Source organism: Micromonospora sp. NBC_01412 (assembly GCF_045040215.1).
Classification (GTDB): domain Bacteria; phylum Actinomycetota; class Actinomycetes; order Mycobacteriales; family Micromonosporaceae; genus Micromonospora; species Micromonospora rubida.
Window position 1 is genome coordinate 5,691,243 of the sequence record NZ_CP109528.1, and the last position, 16,122, is coordinate 5,707,364.

At 71.3% G+C, this 16,122-nt stretch carries 15 protein-coding genes; 10 read left to right on the forward strand and 5 right to left on the reverse strand.

The window, feature by feature from the left end:
• Positions 1-45: 45 nt before the first annotated feature.
• Positions 46-993, reverse strand: a complete 948-nt coding sequence (locus OG617_RS25145) for a permease prefix domain 1-containing protein (protein WP_405095430.1) — start codon at positions 991-993, stop codon at positions 46-48.
• Complete coding sequence (locus OG617_RS25150) at positions 990-1,331, reverse strand: PadR family transcriptional regulator (protein WP_405095431.1); 342 nt, start codon at positions 1,329-1,331, stop codon at positions 990-992. Before OG617_RS25150 ends, OG617_RS25145 begins: the two co-directional genes overlap by 4 nt.
• A 196-nt stretch (positions 1,332-1,527) precedes the next feature.
• Here OG617_RS25150 and dnaE point away from each other — a divergent pair, with 196 nt between their 5' ends.
• On the forward strand, positions 1,528-5,061 hold the full coding sequence (gene dnaE / locus OG617_RS25155) for a DNA polymerase III subunit alpha (RefSeq protein WP_405095432.1): 3,534 nt from the start codon (positions 1,528-1,530) through the stop codon (positions 5,059-5,061).
• 135 nt (positions 5,062-5,196) lie between these two features.
• Here dnaE and OG617_RS25160 read toward each other — a convergent pair whose 3' ends face one another.
• Complete coding sequence (locus OG617_RS25160) at positions 5,197-5,622, reverse strand: hypothetical protein (protein WP_405095433.1); 426 nt, start codon at positions 5,620-5,622, stop codon at positions 5,197-5,199.
• Positions 5,623-5,819: 197 nt separating this feature from the next.
• Here OG617_RS25160 and OG617_RS25165 point away from each other — a divergent pair, with 197 nt between their 5' ends.
• From OG617_RS25165 to OG617_RS25175, 3 genes are all read left to right on the forward strand, one after another.
• Positions 5,820-6,191 (forward strand): YciI family protein, encoded by a 372-nt coding sequence (locus OG617_RS25165; RefSeq protein ID WP_405095434.1) that lies wholly within the window; start codon positions 5,820-5,822, stop codon positions 6,189-6,191.
• Between the two features lie 67 nt (positions 6,192-6,258).
• Positions 6,259-7,500, forward strand: a complete 1,242-nt coding sequence (locus OG617_RS25170) for an RNA polymerase sigma factor (RefSeq protein WP_405095435.1) — start codon at positions 6,259-6,261, stop codon at positions 7,498-7,500.
• A gap of 74 nt (positions 7,501-7,574) precedes the next feature.
• A complete protein-coding gene (locus OG617_RS25175) occupies positions 7,575-8,612 on the forward strand; it encodes an aminotransferase class V-fold PLP-dependent enzyme (RefSeq protein ID WP_405095436.1) in 1,038 nt (345 codons plus the stop codon).
• 29 nt (positions 8,613-8,641) lie between these two features.
• Here OG617_RS25175 and OG617_RS25180 read toward each other — a convergent pair whose 3' ends face one another.
• Entirely contained in the window at positions 8,642-9,502 is an 861-nt protein-coding gene (locus OG617_RS25180) for an SPFH domain-containing protein (RefSeq protein WP_405095437.1), read from the reverse strand.
• A 221-nt stretch (positions 9,503-9,723) separates the two neighbouring features.
• The gene (locus OG617_RS25185; protein ID WP_405095438.1) at positions 9,724-10,317 is read right to left on the reverse strand and encodes a hypothetical protein; all 594 of its coding nucleotides are present in this window, start codon (positions 10,315-10,317) and stop codon (positions 9,724-9,726) included.
• Positions 10,318-10,904: 587 nt separating this feature from the next.
• On the opposite strand from OG617_RS25185, the gene OG617_RS25190 reads away from it, so the two are divergent.
• The 6 genes from OG617_RS25190 (at position 10,905) to yajC (ending at position 15,921) form a co-directional block, all read left to right on the forward strand.
• Positions 10,905-12,476 (forward strand): MFS transporter, encoded by a 1,572-nt coding sequence (locus OG617_RS25190; RefSeq protein ID WP_405095439.1) that lies wholly within the window; start codon positions 10,905-10,907, stop codon positions 12,474-12,476.
• Positions 12,477-12,487: 11 nt separating this feature from the next.
• The gene (locus OG617_RS25195; RefSeq protein ID WP_405095440.1) at positions 12,488-13,096 is read left to right on the forward strand and encodes a TetR/AcrR family transcriptional regulator; all 609 of its coding nucleotides are present in this window, start codon (positions 12,488-12,490) and stop codon (positions 13,094-13,096) included.
• Positions 13,097-13,239: 143 nt separating this feature from the next.
• A complete protein-coding gene (ruvC, locus tag OG617_RS25200; protein ID WP_396683848.1) occupies positions 13,240-13,767 on the forward strand; it encodes a crossover junction endodeoxyribonuclease RuvC in 528 nt (175 codons plus the stop codon).
• Complete coding sequence (gene ruvA, locus OG617_RS25205) at positions 13,764-14,366, forward strand: Holliday junction branch migration protein RuvA (protein WP_396683850.1); 603 nt, start codon at positions 13,764-13,766, stop codon at positions 14,364-14,366. The genes ruvC and ruvA overlap by 4 nt, the downstream gene beginning before the upstream one ends.
• Positions 14,363-15,433, forward strand: coding sequence for a Holliday junction branch migration DNA helicase RuvB (ruvB, locus tag OG617_RS25210; protein ID WP_405095441.1), 1,071 nt, complete (start codon positions 14,363-14,365; stop codon positions 15,431-15,433). Before ruvA ends, ruvB begins: the two co-directional genes overlap by 4 nt.
• A 140-nt stretch (positions 15,434-15,573) precedes the next feature.
• Positions 15,574-15,921: a preprotein translocase subunit YajC gene (gene yajC / locus OG617_RS25215; protein WP_405095442.1), complete on the forward strand. Its 348-nt coding sequence runs from the start codon at positions 15,574-15,576 to the stop codon at positions 15,919-15,921.
• The last annotated feature ends 201 nt before the right edge of the window (positions 15,922-16,122 follow it).

A 16,122-nucleotide genomic window follows, 5' to 3' on the forward strand; every position in this document is an offset into this window, starting at 1 on the left:
GGCACGCCCGGTGACGACGTGTCGGGCCGGGGCGGCGGGGGCGCCTCAGCCCGCGCGCCGGGCCTTGACGCCGGAGTCGATCAGGTCCCAGACCAGGACCACCCCCGTCGTGACGATCGCGATGACGGTGATCGACTGCAGGTTGCCCTCGTCCTGGAGCCAGGCGAAGCGCTCGATCAGGTCGGGGTTGAGCAGCCGGTCTTCCGCCAGCAGCCAGACCACGGGCACCGAGAACGCCAGGTCCAGCGCGGCCTTCACCGCGACCAGCGGCCAGGTCCAGCGCCCGACGCGGTACTTGACCAGCTCGAAGACCACGCCGGCCAGCAGCACGGCCATCAGCACCGGCAGCCACGACCGCCACAGCGCCGGGTCGAGCAGCGGGATGCGCTCGCCGTCGATCTGCCTCGCCCACGACAAGAAGTGCTGCCAGGGCAGGAAGGCCGCGGTGAACAGCATCAGGGCGGCGGACGCGGCGATGTCGGTCAGGGTCATGTCCTGCTTCGCCGGCACCTCGGGCAGTTGGTCGACCGTCCACGCCGGCAGCCTCAGGGACGGGTCGGCGCGTTCGATGATGGCGAAGGTCAGGGTCACCCAGAACGTGACCTGGATCGCGACCTCGAAGGCGGTGCCGAACCCGGAGGCGATCGCGGGGACTAGGTCCTCCCCTGTGGTCGCCTGGACCACCCCGACCACCGTGCCCGCCAGCGCCGGGACGAAGGTGAGCAGCAGCCGCAGCAGTCGCTGCCAGTGCAGGTAGTAGGTGGGGCCGATGAGCTGCAACCGGCGGTCGGCGTACCGGGCGGCGAGCCGGTCGGGGTTGCCGAGCTCGGTGAGCACCTCGCGCTCGGCGGTGTCGGCGTCCCGCCCGGCGCCCGTCCGGCCCTCGATCATGTCCTCGATCGAGGCGCGCAGCTCGGTGGCGATCTCCTCCCGCCGGGGGGCGGGCACCGCGCGCAGGGTGGCGGCGAGATAGCGGTCGGTCAGCGAACTCATCGGTCCACTCCTTCGATCAGGCCGGTGAGGGAGTTCTGCACGGCGGAGAAGTCGGTCAGCAGCAGGCGCAGCACCGTCTCGCCGTCGTCACTGGTCTGGTAGAACTTCCGCGGCCGGCGTTCCTCGGTGTTCCACTCGCTGGTTAGCAGCCCCTGCTCCTCCAGTCGGCGCAGCAGGGGGTAGAGCGTGTTGGCGTCCACCGGGAAGCCGTGGTCGGCGAGCCGCTGGAGCAGTGCGTAGCCGTAGCCCGGCTGGCGCAGCGCGACCAGGCTCGCCACCACCACCGTCCCCCGGCGCAGCTCCTGTAGATGGGTCCGCAGGATCTCGTCGCTCACCATGGCTCACACAATACTGTATGCCACACAGTATTGTCTCCCGGCACATCGTTGTTCCCGGTCGAGGCTCGTCCGGGGTGACCGGTGGAGACACGGGCCACCACCCCCGGCGCGGACGGTGGAGCCGGCCCGGTCGCCTCGGTAGGGTGGTGCCCGGCCAGTCCGGCCGACCCATGATCCGACCCGGGGGGGCGCTCGCATGGGCGATTCGTTCGCGCATCTGCACGTGCACACCGAGTACTCGATGCTCGACGGCGCGGCCCGGCTGAAGGACCTGTTCGCCGAGGCGGGCCGGCTCGGCATGTCGGCGGTCGCGATGACCGACCACGGCAACATGCACGGCGCGAACGACTTCTACAAGCAGGCGATGGCCGCCGGGATCACCCCGATCCTGGGCGTCGAGGCGTACGTCGCGCCGGAGTCGCGGTACCACAAGGCGCGGGTGAAGTGGGGCCGGCCGGAGCAGAAGAGCGACGACATCTCCGGCAACGGCGCGATCACCCACAAGACGATGTGGGCGGCCAACAAGACGGGCCTGCACAACCTGTTCACGCTCAACTCGCGCGCCTCGATGGAGGGCCACTACGTCAAGTGGCCCCGGATGGACATGGAGCTGATCTCCCAGCACGCCGAGGGGATCATGGCCACCACCGGCTGTCCCTCCGGCGCGGTGCAGACCCGGCTGCGGCTCGGCCAGTTCGACGAGGCACTCAAGGTCGCCTCCGCCTACCAGGACATCTTCGGCAAGGAGAACTACTTCCTGGAGCTGATGGACCACGGGCTGAGCATCGAGCACCGGGTCCGTGAGGGGCTCACCGAGATCGGGAAGAAGCTCGACATCCCGCCGGTGGTCACCAACGACTCGCACTACACCCACGAGGCCCAGGCCGAGGCGCACGACGTCCTGCTCTGCGTGCAGACCGGCAGTAACATCGCCGATCCGAACCGGTTCCGCTTCGAGGGCGGCGGCTACTTCATCAAGTCCGCCGACCAGATGCGCGCCGTGGACTCCTCCGAGCTGTGGTTGGAGGGCTGCCGCAACACCCTGCTGGTCGCCGAGAAGGTCGACCCGACCGGGATGTTCGAGTTCCACAACCTGATGCCCCGCTTCCCCGTCCCCGAGGGGGAGACCGAGGAGTCCTGGTTCCGCAAGGAGACCTTCGCCGGGCTCGCCCGCCGCTATCCCGGCGGCATCCCCGAGGGCCACGTCGTCCAGGCCGAGTACGAGCTGGGCGTCATCATCCAGATGGGCTTCCCGTCGTACTTCCTCGTGGTCGCCGACTTCATCCAGTGGGCGAAGAACCAGGGCATCGCGGTGGGACCGGGCCGGGGCTCGGCCGCCGGCTCCCTCGTCGCGTACGCGATGGGCATCACCGACCTGGACCCGATCCTGCACGGGCTGATCTTCGAGCGGTTCCTCAACCCCGAGCGTGTCTCGATGCCCGACGTCGACATCGACTTCGACGAGCGTCGGCGCGGCGAGGTGATCAAGTACGTCACCGACAAGTGGGGCGAGGACAAGGTCGCTCAGATCGCCACCTTCGGCACGATCAAGGCGAAGGCCGCGATCAAGGACTCGGCCCGGGTGCTCGGCTTCCCGTACGCCGTCGGCGACCGGATCACCAAGGCCATGCCCCCGGCGGTGATGGGCAAGGACATCCCGCTCACCGGCATCTTCGACCCGAAGCACCCCCGCTACGCCGAGGCCGGCGAGATCCGCGGCCTGTACGAGTCGGACCCGGACGTGCGCAAGGTGATCGACACCGCGAAGGGCATCGAGGGGCTGATCCGGCAGACCGGCGTGCACGCCGCCGGCGTGATCATGTCCGCCGAGCCGATCATCGAGCACATCCCGCTGACGCGCCGGGACGCCGACGGGGCCATCATCACCCAGTTCGACTACCCGACGTGCGAGTCGCTCGGGCTGTTGAAGATGGACTTCCTCGGCCTGCGCAACCTGACGATCATCGACGACGCCGTCAAGAACATCCAGCTCAACCACGGCAAGGCACTCGACCTGCTGGGCCTGCCGCTGGACGACAAGCCCGCGTACGAGCTGCTGGCCCGGGGCGACACCCTCGGCGTGTTCCAACTCGACGGCGGGCCGATGCGGTCGCTGCTGCGGCTGATGAAGCCGGACAACTTCGAGGACATCTCCGCCGTCCTGGCGCTGTACCGGCCCGGCCCGATGGGCGTCGACTCACACACCAACTACGCGCTGCGCAAGAACGGCCTCCAGGAGATCACCCCGATCCACCCGGAGCTGGAGGAGCCACTGCGGGAGATCCTCGCCCCCACCCACGGCCTGATCGTCTACCAGGAGCAGGTGCAGCGCGCCGCGCAGATCCTCGCCGGCTACACCCTCGGCCAGGCCGACCTGCTGCGCCGGGCGATGGGCAAGAAGAAGAAGGAGATCCTCGACAAGGAGTTCGTCCCGTTCCGGGACGGCTGCCGCGAGCGCGGCTACTCCGACGAGGCCATCCAGGCCGTGTGGGACGTCCTGGTCCCGTTCGCCGGGTACGCCTTCAACAAGGCCCACTCCGCCGCGTACGGCCTGGTCTCCTACTGGACGGCGTACCTCAAGGCGCACTACCCCGCCGAGTACATGGCCGGGCTGCTCACCTCCGTCGGCGACGACAAGGACAAGATGGCGCTCTACCTGTCGGAGTGCCGGCGGATGGGCATCCAGGTCCTCCCGCCCGACGTGAACACCTCGGCCGGGCCGTTCACCCCGGTCGGCAAGGACATCCGGTTCGGCCTCGCCGCGATCCGCAACGTCGGCGCGAACGTCGTCGCCGCGATCATGCGCTGCCGCCAGGAGAAGAGCGAGTACGGCGACTTCTACGACTTCCTCTCCAAGGTCGACGCCGTGGTCTGCAACAAGAAGACCATCGAATCGCTGATCAAGGCCGGCGCGTTCGACTCGATGCACCACCCCCGCAAGGGCCTGCTCTCCGTGCACGCCGACGCCATCGACGCGTACGCCGACGTCAAGCGCAAGGAGGCCGTCGGCCAGTACGACCTGTTCGGCGCCGGCTTCGGCGACACCGAGAGCACCGGCAGCACCACGGTCATGCCGACCATCGGCGAGGCCGAGTGGGACAAGCGGGACAAGCTCGCGTTCGAACGCGAGATGCTCGGCCTGTACGTCTCCGACCACCCGCTGTTCGGCCTGGAACACGTGCTCGGCGCGGCGGCGGACTGCACCATCGCCTCCCTGTCCGAGGAGGGCACCGTCCCCGACGGTGCGGTGGTCACCCTCGCCGGCATCCTCTCCGGCGTGCAACGGCGGGTCACCAAGCAGGGCCGGGCCTGGGCCTCGGCCACCCTGGAGGACCTCGCTGGCGGCGTGGAGACCCTGTTCTTCCCGAACACGTACGAGGTGATCGGCCAGTACATCGCCGAGGACGCGATCGTGGTGGTCAAGGGGCGGGTGGACCGCCGCGACGACACCCCGCGCATCATGGCGATGGACATGCAGCTCCCGGACGTCAGCAGCAACCCGGGGAGCAAGCCGGTCACCCTCACCATCCCGGTGCACCGGTGCACGCCCCCGCTGGTGGCGCAGCTCAAGGAGACCCTGGTGCTGCACCCCGGCGACACCGAGGTGCACGTCAAGCTGCTCAACGGCGGCAAGACCACCACGCTGCGGCTCGGGCCGTTCCGGGTCGCCGCCACCACGGCGTTGATGGGCGACCTGAAGAGCGTCCTCGGCCCGGCCAACGTCACCTGACCCCGGCCAACGTCACCCCGTCACCCGGCGACGGGTGCCCGGCGACAGGGCCCCGGCCGACGGCCCCGCCGGCCGGGGCGCGATGGTCTCCTTCCGGAGCCGTGCGCTGTTACCGGCCGGCGGGGCGGGCGGGGGTCAGACCCGGGTCATGGTCGACGGGTAGCCGCCCCCGCCGGGGTAGACCCACTCGCCGGCGACCGTCGTGCCGTCGGCGCTGAACGTGCCCAGGTAGTACGCCGGGCTGCCCTTCGCGCCGCCCCAGATGGTCAGCGTGTCGCCGGTCAGCTCATAGACGTAGTCGAGGGTGTTGCCGGTGGAGTCGTAGAACCGCGACACCACGTCCACGCTCGCCGGCTCACCGAACGGGCGCAAGTTGCCGATCACCTCCAGGCCGGTGACGGGCTGGCCGAACTGGGTGAGCGCGACGCGCTGGAGCAGGAAGAACGCGCCTTCCATCCACTCGTACGTCACGGTGCCCTCGGCGCCGCCGGTGACCGTCCAGGTGCCGACCAGGCGGTCCAGGGCCTTCAGTTCGGCGCTCGGCTGTTGGGTCTCAGACATCTCGTCCTCCTCGGTGGGTTGTTGCCGGTACCTCGGAGGCGACCCGCGGGTCTCGACCCGCGCCGGATGTGACCCCGAGCACTGCCCGGTCGTGTCGAGATCCCGGGTCCGGCCACGAGTTAGCGGCAGGAACCGTCCTGCGCCGCTCCGCCTGACCCCACGTACCGTCGATCCACCCCCGACCAGGAAGAGGACCCATGAAGTACCTGCTGCTCAGCTACACGCCGACCGCCGCCTGGGACGCCGCGACCGCCGACGTGCCGTCCGACGAGGCGATGGCCGCGTTCGCCGCGTATCAGAGGTTCGAGCGGGAGTTGACCGAGACCGGCGAGTTCGTCGCCGGCGAGGGCCTCGGCCACCCGGTGGTCAGCGCCACCGTCCGCCCGGCCCCGGCCGGCGTGGTCGCCACCGACGGACCGTTCGCCGAGCTCAAGGAGGTCCTGGCCAGCTTCGCCGTCATCGACGTGGCGAGCCGGGAACGGGCCGTCGAGATCGCCTCGCGGATCGTCGAGGTGCTGGGTGAGCCGATCGAGGTCCGGCCGATCATGGGCGAGGACTTCACGGCATGACCCACCCGTGCGGGCCCGCGCCCGGCGCGAGCAGAGGATCGAGAGAGGGTACGAACGGGGGACCGGCATGACTGCGGACGTCGAGCACCTGCTGCGCACCGAGGCGCCGCAGGTGCTCGGCGCGTTGGTGCGGCGTTTCGGTCACTTCGACGTCGCCGAGGACGCGGTGCAGGAGGCGCTGCTCACCGCGAGTCGGGCGTGGCCGGTCGACGGCGTGCCGGAGAACCCGCGCAGCTGGCTGATCCGGATCGGCTACCGGCGGATGGTCGACCTGCTCCGTTCCGACCAGGCCCGGCGCCGGCGCGAGCGGGAAGTCGGCGCGGCCGAGCTGGCCATGCGGGAACCGGTCCGCCGGGCGTGCCCTCCGCCGGAGACCGACGACAGCCTCACCCTGCTGCTGCTCTGCTGCCATCCGGCGCTGAGCAGCACCTCCCAGGTGGCCCTCACGCTGCGCGCGGTGGGGGGTCTGACGACCGCCGAGATCGCGCACGCCCACGGGACGTCCGAAGCCACGATGGGCACCCGGATCAGTCGCGCCAAACAGCAACTGGCCCGCGCAGGCGCCCGCTTCACCCCGCCGACCGACGCCGACCGGCACAGTCGGATGGACGCCGTGACGCAGGTGCTCTACCTCGTGTTCAACGAGGGCTACACGGCCTCCGCCGGTGCCGAACTCGCCCGCGTCGACCTGACCCGCGAGGCGATCCGGCTGACCCGGATGCTCCGCGACTCCCTGCCGGACGACGCCGAGGTCACCGGACTGCTCGCGCTGATGCTGCTCACCGAGTCGCGGCGTGCCGCCCGTACCGGCCGCGACGACGAGTTGGTGCCGCTGGACGAGCAGGACCGGACGCGGTGGAATCCCGGCCTGATCCGCGAGGGCACCGAGCTGATCGACAGTGTCTGGAGTCGGCGCGAGGTGGGCCCGTACCAGTTGCAGGCGGCGATCGCGGCCGTGCACGCCGCCGCCGCGTCGCCGGAGAGCACCGACTGGCCACAGATCGCGGCGCTGTACCTGTGGCTCGAACGGCTGAACCCGACCGCGCCGGTACGGCTGAGTCGGGCGGTGGCGGTGGCCAGGGCGTACGGTCCGGTCCGGGGGCTGTCCCTGCTCGACGACCTCAACCGGCGCTTCCGGCTGGATCAGGAACCGCTGACCCGGCAACGGGAACGCGCGGTGCGCGCCCACCTGCGCGAGATGACCGGCGACGCGGCCGGTGCGGCGACGCTGTACCGCGAGGCGGCCACCCTGACGGGCAACCAGGTCGAGTGGCGGTACCTGCTTCGCCGCGCCGACCGCCTCGACTGACCCGCCGGCCCGGCAGGCCGCGAGCGCTGAATTGGCCGTCCCCGCACGCGGCGCGGGTGGATAGCGTCGGCGGGGTGGAGATCGCACAGGCACAGAAGTTGTGGCAGCCGCAGCCGGGCTGGCTGAACACCGCCAGCTACGGGCTGCCGCCCGAGCCGGCGTGGGACGCGGTGCAGGAGGCGATGGCCGACTGGCGGGCGGGGCGTACGTCGTGGGAGGGCTGGGGGCGGGCCACCGAGCGGTCCCGGGCCGCCTTCGCCGGCCTGGTCGGGGTGTCGGTCGCCGACGTCGCGGTCGGCAGCACGGTCTCCCAACTGCTGGCCCCGGTCGCCGCCGCACTGCCCGCCGGCGCGACCGTCGTGGTCCCGGAGGTCGAGTTCACCTCCAACCTCTTCCCCTGGCTGGTGCAGGCCGAGCGGGGCGTGCGGGTGCGCACGGTGCCGCCGGCAAGGCTGGTCGACGCGATAGACGCCGACACCGACCTGGTCGCGTTCAGCCTGGTGCAGTCGGCCGACGGCGCGGTCGCCGCGTACGACGAGATCGTCGCGGCGGCCCGGGCACACGGCGCGCTCGTCGCCGTCGACGCCACCCAGGCGTGCGGCTGGCTGCCGTTCGACGCGGGCCTCGCCGACGTGGTCGTGGTGGGGGCGTACAAGTGGCTGATGGCTCCGCGCGGCTCGGCGTTCGCCTACCTGGCGCCCGCGCTGCGTGAGCGGCTGCGTCCCGACGCCGCCAACTGGTACGCGGGGGAGGACCCGCACGCCTCCTACTACGGCCCGCCGCTGCGCCTGGCCGACGACGCCCGCCGGTTCGACATCTCGCCGGCCTGGTTCAGCTGGGTCGGTACGGCCCCTGCCCTGGAACTGGTCGCCGAGATCGGCGTGCCGGCCGTGCATGCGTACGACGTCGCGCTGGCCAACCGGTTCCTCACCGGGCTGGGCCGGCCGCCGGGGGAGAGCGCGATCGTCACCGTGGAGGTGCCCGGCGCGGCGGAACGGCTGGAGCGGGCCGGCGTCCGGGCGGCGGTCCGCGCCGGCCGGGTCAGGGCGTCCTTCCACGTCTACTCGACCGAAGGCGACGTCGACCTCGCACTGGACGCGCTGACCGGCTGAACCCGGGCGGGGTCAGCGCCGGCCGGCCGTCACTTGGCGCCGGTGATGATCCCGGGGTTGATGCAGAGGCCGGGGTTGCTGCCGTTGCGCTCGGCGATCTCCAGGCACCGCGACACCTTGTCGACCTTCGCGTTCGTCTCGGTGATCTGCTTCTGGATGGCGGCGTTCTTCCGGTCCTGCTCCAGGTTCCGGGTCTGGGCGAGCTTGTCCTGGAAGGCCTTGATGTTGCCCTCGGTCTTGTCGTCGTGGTTGACCCGGGTGATCGTGACCGACAGGATGTCGACGTCGCTGGAGAGCCGCGTCTCCGCACTGGTCTTGATGCTCTCCGCGAAGGGCTTCAGCGCCACGTTCAGGTTGCCCGTGTTGGCGTCGATCCTCTCCAGCGGGTTGTAGCTGGCGAAGGCGTCGTTGACGGCGCTGTCGAGCTGGACACCCACCCGCTGGCCCCGGAAGCTGTCGAAGTCGCCCTTGTAGTCCATGAACTGCTTCGGCGCGTTCTCCGGCTTGACCTGCCACTCGACGAGCACCTCGACGCAGGCGTCGGCGAGCGTGCCGGTGCGGACCCGGACGCAGTGGTCGCCGCCGATGTGGTCGTACTTCTGCCGGCCCGCGTCCCACTCGCCGACCTTCTGCCAGGGGGCGACCCACTTCAGGCCGGAGCCGGTGACCTTGCCCGTCGGCTTGCCGAAGCTGGTGACGATCCCGACCGAGCGGATCGGCACGGAGTGGGCGCTGGAGCCGACGAGGAACACCACCGCGCCGACGAGGCAGCCGAGCGTCGCCAGGGTGGCGGTCCGTTTCGTCGACCTGCTCGGAGCGGCGAGCGCGAGCAGGCCGGAGATCGCCAGGGCGATGGCAAAGATGATCGCAACAGTGAAGCCGAAGGGCATCCGCTCGGCTCCTTTCGAGGGGAGTGGGTGATCACCCTAGGGGCACCTGTCAAGGCGGAGCGCAGGCGGGTCCGAGCTGTTCGGGCTGGCCGCACCCCGCCCCGGGTATGCCGACGGCCGGCACCCGTGTCGGGGCGCCGGCCGCTGGTGTGGATGTGCCGCTGGCCGGCACCGAGTCGTCGGTGCCGGCCAGCGATCCCCCTTGTGGTGGAAAGTCCGGGTCAGCTGTTCCAGTGCTGGGTGACGAGGTCGGCGGCCTGCTGTTCCCACTGCGCGTACGCGTCGGGGTAGGCGGACACCTGGACGGTCTGCGCGGCCTCGGTCAGCGGCATGTCCTGCCACCCGTCGACCTGCTTGAGGCCCTTGAGGAACGCGAGGGTGGAGTACTCGGGGTCGGTGATCTGTTCCGGGGTGCCCCATCCGGAGGTCGGGCGCTGCTGGAAGAGGCCCTGGGAGTCGTGGTCGTTGCGGTCGCCCAGGTGGCCCAGGTTCTCCAGCTTCGACTCCTGCAGGGACGTGCCGATGGAGATCACGGCGGCCCGCTCGTCGAGGCCGGCCTTCTTCGTGGCGGCGATGATGGCCTTCACGTTGGCGGTCTGCTCGTCGTCGAGGTCGATGCGGGACTGCTTGCCCTGCACACCGTGGGGGATGAGTGTGGCCTTGTCGACGCCGGGCTTGTCGGCCTGCACGGCGACGGCGGTCGGGGTCGACTCGGTGGTGGGGGTGGCGTGGGCGGTGGCCGGGCCGGCGAACACACCACCGGCGAAGGCCAGACCAGCGATACCGAGAACGCTCTTACGCATGATCGTGTTCATGGGGGTGACTCCAATCGGGGGTCGACACACACCGTCCCGGGGGAAGGGACAGGGGTGTGAGCACCACGTCGAGGCGCCCAAAAGATCAGTCCTGGCTCACTGCACCGGGGGGTGCTGGTGGCGGGTCCAGGTGTAACGACCGGCGGCTGACCCGCATTCCCACCCGGCGCCCCTCGGGGCTCGGGGGTTCACGGGTCCGGGCAGCTCAGCAGCGGTGTGCGCTACTCGATCGTCTGCCATGTGTAACGACCCCGCCCCGCCCGATGTTCCGCCACCCGGGTGCCCCCGGCCACACCCCCAAACCCCCCAAATCCCCCAAACCCACCCACCCACGCACCGCCTTTGCCCGGTGATCAAGAGGTTTGCGTCAGATTCGGAGCCCTATCTGGCGCAAACCTCTTGATCACCGGATGAGGGCCGTGAGGGCTGCGGGGGTGGGGGTTGGGAGTTGGCGCAGAGGGTGTGAGGTGGGGCACATGGGATACGGGGCGGTTCCGTATCGAAAAAGGTTCGCTTAAGCTCGCTCAGGTTACGAGTATGGCCCGTTTCGTAATTGCGTCGCGGGTGGACCCGGGGGAGAGCCGGCCATGCAGCTTCACGAGAACACCGGACACCCGAGGAGGTGGGCGATCCTCGGGGTGTTGGTGATCAGCCTCCTCGTCGTCGTCCTCGACAACACCATCCTCAACGTCGCCCTGCGTACCCTCGCCGACCCGGTACACGGTCTCGGCGCCAGCCAGGGCGAGCTGGAGTGGTCCATCAACTCCTACACCCTCGTCTTCGCCGGCCTGTTGTTCACCTTCGGCGTGCTCGGCGACCGCGCCGGGCGCAAGCGGTTCCTGGTGGCCGGCCTGGTGTTCTTCGGCCTCGCCTCGCTGCTGTCCGCGTACGCGCAGAACCCGGCCCAGCTGATCGCGGCCCGCGCGCTGATGGGCCTGGGCGGCGCGGCGATCATGCCGGCGACCCTGTCGATCATCTCCAACGTCTTCGACCCCCGGGAGCGGGGCCGGGCGATCGGCATCTGGGCCGGCGCGGTCGGCCTGGCCGTGGCGATCGGCCCGATCCTCGGCGGCGCGCTGCTGGAGCACTTCTGGTGGGGCTCGGTCTTCCTGATCAATGTGCCGGTCGTCGTGCTCGGCGTGCTCCTGGTCGCCCTGCTGGTCCCCGAGTCGCGCGACCCCGACCCGGGCCGGGTCGACGTCCCCGGCGTGCTGCTGTCGGTGGTGGGCCTGGTCGCGCTGACCTACGGCATCATCGACGGCGGCGAGCACGGCTTCGACCGGCCGCTGGTCTGGGTGTCGATCGTCGGCGGCCTGGCCGTGCTGGCCTGGTTCGTGGTGCTGGAGCTGCGCAGCGACCACCCGTCGCTGGACGTCCGGCTGTTCCGGGTGCCGCGGTTCGCCGCGCCGGTGGCGCTGGTCGGGCTGATCTTCTTCGCCGCCATGGGCGTGATGTTCTTCAGCTCGTTCTATCTGCAGCTGGTCCGCGGCTACAGCCCGTTGGAGACCGGCCTGCTCTTCCTGCCCTTCGCCGCGGCGCAGCTCATCTTCGCCCCGCGCAGCGCGGCGATGGTCCGCAGGTACGGGGGCAGGGCGGTCGCGATCGTCGGCCTGGCGCTGACCGTGGTGTCGCTGGGGGCGTTCGCGTTCATTGATGCCAGCACCCCGCTCTGGGTGGTCCTGGTGTGCTTCTTCCTCCAGGGCACGGGGATGGCGAACGTCATGCCGCCGGCCACCGAGTCGATCATGTCGGCGCTGCCCCGGGAGAAGGCTGGGGTCGGCTCGGCGGTCAGCAACACGGTTCGGCAGGTCGCCGGCGCACTCGGCGTGGCCGTGCTCGGCTCGGTCCTGTCCGCGCTGTACCGCCAGGACGTCGCCCCGGCCCTGCGGGACCTGCCCGCGGCGGCGCACGAGGCGGCGGGTGAGTCGATCTCCGGGGCGTACGCCGCGGCCGGCCAGCTCGGCCCGGCCGGGCCGGCGCTTGTCACGGCGGCCGACCACGCCTTCGTCTCGGCGATGCACTGGGCCGCGGCCCTCTCGGCGGCGGTCGCCGCGCTCGGCATCGTGGTCGCGCTGCGCTGGATGCCCGGCCGGGATCACGGGCAGCCACCGGTCGCGACGCCGGCGGCCGGGAAACCGGAGTTGGCCGGAACCGCATAGGTAAGGGAAGAATGTCGGACATGACTTCCAACGCCGACGCTCCGCGGTCGCCCGGCAGACCGCGGAGCGTCCGCGCGGACGAGGCGATCGTGGAGGCCGTTCTCGACCTGCTCGCCGAGGGCAGCACGATCGATGCGCTGTCCATCGAGGGCATCGCCGCCCGGGCCGGGGTGGGCAAGGCCACCATCTACCGGCGCTGGTCGGGCAAGGAGGCGCTGATGCTCGACGCGCTGCGCCGCCTCAAGGGAGTCCTCCCGCAGCCTGCCGGGAACTCCGTCCGGGAGGACCTGGTGCTGCTGGTCGGCGCGATCGGGCACAACGTCGACCCCCGGGCCGCGAAGATCATGCCCTGCCTCGTGCCGGAGGTGAACCGCAGCCCGGACCACTTCCGGGTCTACCAGAACATCATCGAGCCCCGCCGGCAGCTCATGCGCGAGGTGCTCCGCTGGGGGGTGCGTAGCGGTGAGCTGCGCGCCGACCTCGACATCGAGGTGGTGATGGCCCTGCTCACCGGGCCGATGCTGGTGCAGCGGATGCTGCGCTGGAACCCCGACCTGGACGACGACTCCCTGCCCGGCCGGATCGTCGACGGCGTCCTGGACGGCATCCGGGCCCGCTGACGACCTCAGGGCCCCGGCCCCCGGTCGCCGCCGGAGCCCCGGGCGCTGCGGCCGGCCGTCGGCGTGTCCCCGGCGGCGGGTGTCCGGGGCGGCCAGTAGGGTGTCGAACACACGTACTGCTGGCGGCTGGGGGAGGAGGCGGCGTGCGCGTGCTCGGCGTCGACCCGGGGCTGACCCGCTGCGGGGTCGGTGTGGTCGAGGGAATGCCCGGCCGGCCCTGCACCCTGGTCGCCTACTACGTCGTCCAAACCGACCCGGGCGAGGACCTGCCGCTGCGCCTGCTGCACCTGGACCGCTCGCTCACCGAGCTGGTCGCCGAGCACCAGCCGGATGCCGTCGCCGTGGAGCGGGTGTTCAGCCAGCACAACGTCCGCACCGTGATGGGCACCGCCCAGGCCAGCGGGATCGCGGTGCTCGCCGGGGCGCGGGCCGGCCTGCCGGTGCAGACCTACACCCCGAGCGAGGTGAAGGCTGCCGTGACCGGGTCCGGCCAGGCGGACAAGGCGCAGATGACGGCCATGGTGACCCGGCTGCTGCGGCTGGCCGAGCCGCCTAAGCCGGCTGACGCGGCCGACGCGCTCGCGCTGGCCATCTGCCACATCTGGCGCGGTGGCACCCGCTCGAAGCTGGCCGAGGCGGCCGACCGGGTACGACGAGGAGGAGCACGATGATCGCCAGTGTGCGCGGCACGGTGACCGCGACGGGCCCCGACCACGCCGTGGTCGAGGTCGGCGGGGTGGGCCTGGCGGTCTACTGCGCCCCCGGCACGCTCGCCGACCTGCGGGTCGGCCAGCCAGCCCGGCTGGCGACCAGCCTGGTGGTCCGGGAGGATTCGCTCACCCTCTACGGCTTCGCCGACGACGACGCCAAGCAGCTGTTCGAGCTGCTCCAGACCGCCAGCGGGGTGGGCCCCCGGTTGGCCCAGGCGGTGCTCGCCGTGCACACCCCGGACGCGGTGCGCAGGGCGGTCGCCAACGCCGACACGGCGGCGCTGACCCGGGTGCCGGGCATCGGCAAGAAGGGCGCCGAGCGCCTGGTGCTGGAGCTGCGCGACCGGATCGGCCCGGTGCCGGTGGGCGCCGACGGCGCGGCCGGGGTGACCAGGGGCGCCTGGCCCGAGCAGGTCCGCCAGGCCCTGGTCGGGCTCGGCTGGACGGCCGGCCAGGCCGACCAGGCGGTCGCCGCCGTGGCGGAGACCGTCGACGGGCCGCCCCCGCCCGTGCCGGTGCTGCTCAAGCAGGCCATCCGCCTCCTCGGCCGGACCCGATGACGGGCCCCGAGGGCAACCTCGTCTCGGCGTACGTCCACGACGCCGAGCTGGACGCCGAGGCCAGCGTCCGGCCGAAGCGGCTGGCGGAGTTCATCGCCCAGCACCGGGTCCGCGACCAGCTCGACCTGCTGCTCCAGGGCGCGATGCGGCGCGGCTCCCCGCCGGACCACATCCTCCTGTCGGGCCCGCCCGGCTTGGGCAAGACCACCCTGGCGAACATCGTGGCGGCCGAGCTGGGCGCCGGCCTCCGGGTGACCAGCGGTCCGGTGATCGAACGCTCCGGGGACCTGGCGGCGATCCTGACCAGCCTCGCCGAGGGCGACGTGCTGTTCATCGACGAGATTCACCGGATAGCCAAGCCGGCCGAGGAACTGCTCTACAGCGCGATGGAGGACTTCCGGGTCGACGTGATCGTCGGCAAGGGGCCGGGGGCCACCGCCATCCCGCTGGACGTGGAGCCGTTCACCCTGGTCGGCGCGACCACCCGGTCCGGCCTGCTGACCGGGCCGATGCGGGACCGGTTCGGCTTCGTCGCGCACCTGGACTTCTACTCCCCGGCCGACCTGGAGGTGCTGCTGCGTCGCTCGGCACGGATCCTGGGCGTGCCGATCACCGACGACGGCGCCGTCGAGATCTCCGGCCGGTCCCGGGGCACCCCCCGGATCGCCAACCGGCTGCTGCGCCGGGTGCGGGACTTCGCCGAGGTCCGCGCCGACGGCGTGGTCACCGTGGAGACCGCCCGGGCCGCCCTCACGGTGTACGACGTCGACGCGCTCGGGCTGGACCGACTGGACCGGGCCGTGCTCACCGCGCTGGTCGACTCGTTCCGGGGTGGGCCCGTCGGGTTGTCCACCCTGGCGGTGGCGGTGGGGGAGCAGCCGGACACGGTCGAGGAGGTCTGCGAGCCGTTCCTGGTCCGGGCGGGGCTGCTCGCCCGCACGCCGCGAGGCCGGGTGGCGACGGAGGCGGCCTGGCGGCACCTGGGGCGTACCCCACCGAATGGTACATTTGGCACTGATGTTCCTGTCGCGCCCGATCTGTTCTCTGCCACGCCCGATCAGCCGTGATCCGAACGTGATCTGTGCCGCATTCGGCGTTCCCAGGTGCAGGGACTAGACTTCGCCGCGGTTTGTACAGGACGTGAGAATCCGCCTCCGCTCCGGTGCCTGTCGCACCGAGCCGGAGGCCAATCGGAAGGTCAGTAACCGTGCTCTACGCAGCAGCGGGCGGAGGGGGAGTCGGCGGTCTTACGCCGATCCTCATGATCGCCCTGCTCTTCGGCGTCATGTACTTCATGATGATCCGCCCCCAGCAGAAGCGCCGCCGCGAGGCGGAGCAGATGCAGTCCGCCCTGGGCTCCGGCGACGAGGTGGTCACCATCGGCGGTCTCTACGGCACGGTCACCGACGTGGACGACGACACCGTCCTGCTCGAGGTCGCTCCCGGCGTGCAGACCCGGTACGCCCGTCCGGCCATCGCCCGGGTGGTCAACCGGGCCGAGCGGGTCGAGTCGACCGAGCTGGTCAGCGAGGACGCCGAGACCGTCAAGGAGTGACCGCCTCCCCGACGGGGCAGCGGAGACGCCGTTAAAACTGGATAGTTGGGTCGACACCTGACGCCGACACCCGAAGGTTGCCGGTCGACGCCCCCGCGTCGGCTGTGGTCAGCCGTGTCGGCGTCGGGTCGCCGGCCCCGGACAGCCGTCGCCGGGACCCCCGGCCCGACATTCGCGCCGCCGTGCAGGCGGCGCGACCGT

Bases quoted from the DNA above. Each gene is read 5' to 3' on its own strand.
- OG617_RS25145 (WP_405095430.1), bottom strand. From the start codon at position 993: ATGAGTTCGCTGACCGACCGCTATCTCGCCGCCACCCTGCGCGCGGTG.
- OG617_RS25150 (WP_405095431.1), bottom strand. From the start codon at position 1,331: ATGGTGAGCGACGAGATCCTGCGGACCCATCTACAGGAGCTGCGCCGG.
- dnaE (WP_405095432.1), top strand. From the start codon at position 1,528: ATGGGCGATTCGTTCGCGCATCTGCACGTGCACACCGAGTACTCGATG.
- OG617_RS25160 (WP_405095433.1), bottom strand. From the start codon at position 5,622: ATGTCTGAGACCCAACAGCCGAGCGCCGAACTGAAGGCCCTGGACCGC.
- OG617_RS25165 (WP_405095434.1), top strand. From the start codon at position 5,820: ATGAAGTACCTGCTGCTCAGCTACACGCCGACCGCCGCCTGGGACGCC.
- OG617_RS25170 (WP_405095435.1), top strand. From the start codon at position 6,259: ATGACTGCGGACGTCGAGCACCTGCTGCGCACCGAGGCGCCGCAGGTG.
- OG617_RS25180 (WP_405095437.1), bottom strand. From the start codon at position 9,502: ATGCCCTTCGGCTTCACTGTTGCGATCATCTTTGCCATCGCCCTGGCG.
- OG617_RS25185 (WP_405095438.1), bottom strand. From the start codon at position 10,317: ATGAACACGATCATGCGTAAGAGCGTTCTCGGTATCGCTGGTCTGGCC.
- OG617_RS25190 (WP_405095439.1), top strand. From the start codon at position 10,905: ATGCAGCTTCACGAGAACACCGGACACCCGAGGAGGTGGGCGATCCTC.
- OG617_RS25195 (WP_405095440.1), top strand. From the start codon at position 12,488: ATGTCGGACATGACTTCCAACGCCGACGCTCCGCGGTCGCCCGGCAGA.
- ruvA (WP_396683850.1), top strand. From the start codon at position 13,764: ATGATCGCCAGTGTGCGCGGCACGGTGACCGCGACGGGCCCCGACCAC.
- ruvB (WP_405095441.1), top strand. From the start codon at position 14,363: ATGACGGGCCCCGAGGGCAACCTCGTCTCGGCGTACGTCCACGACGCC.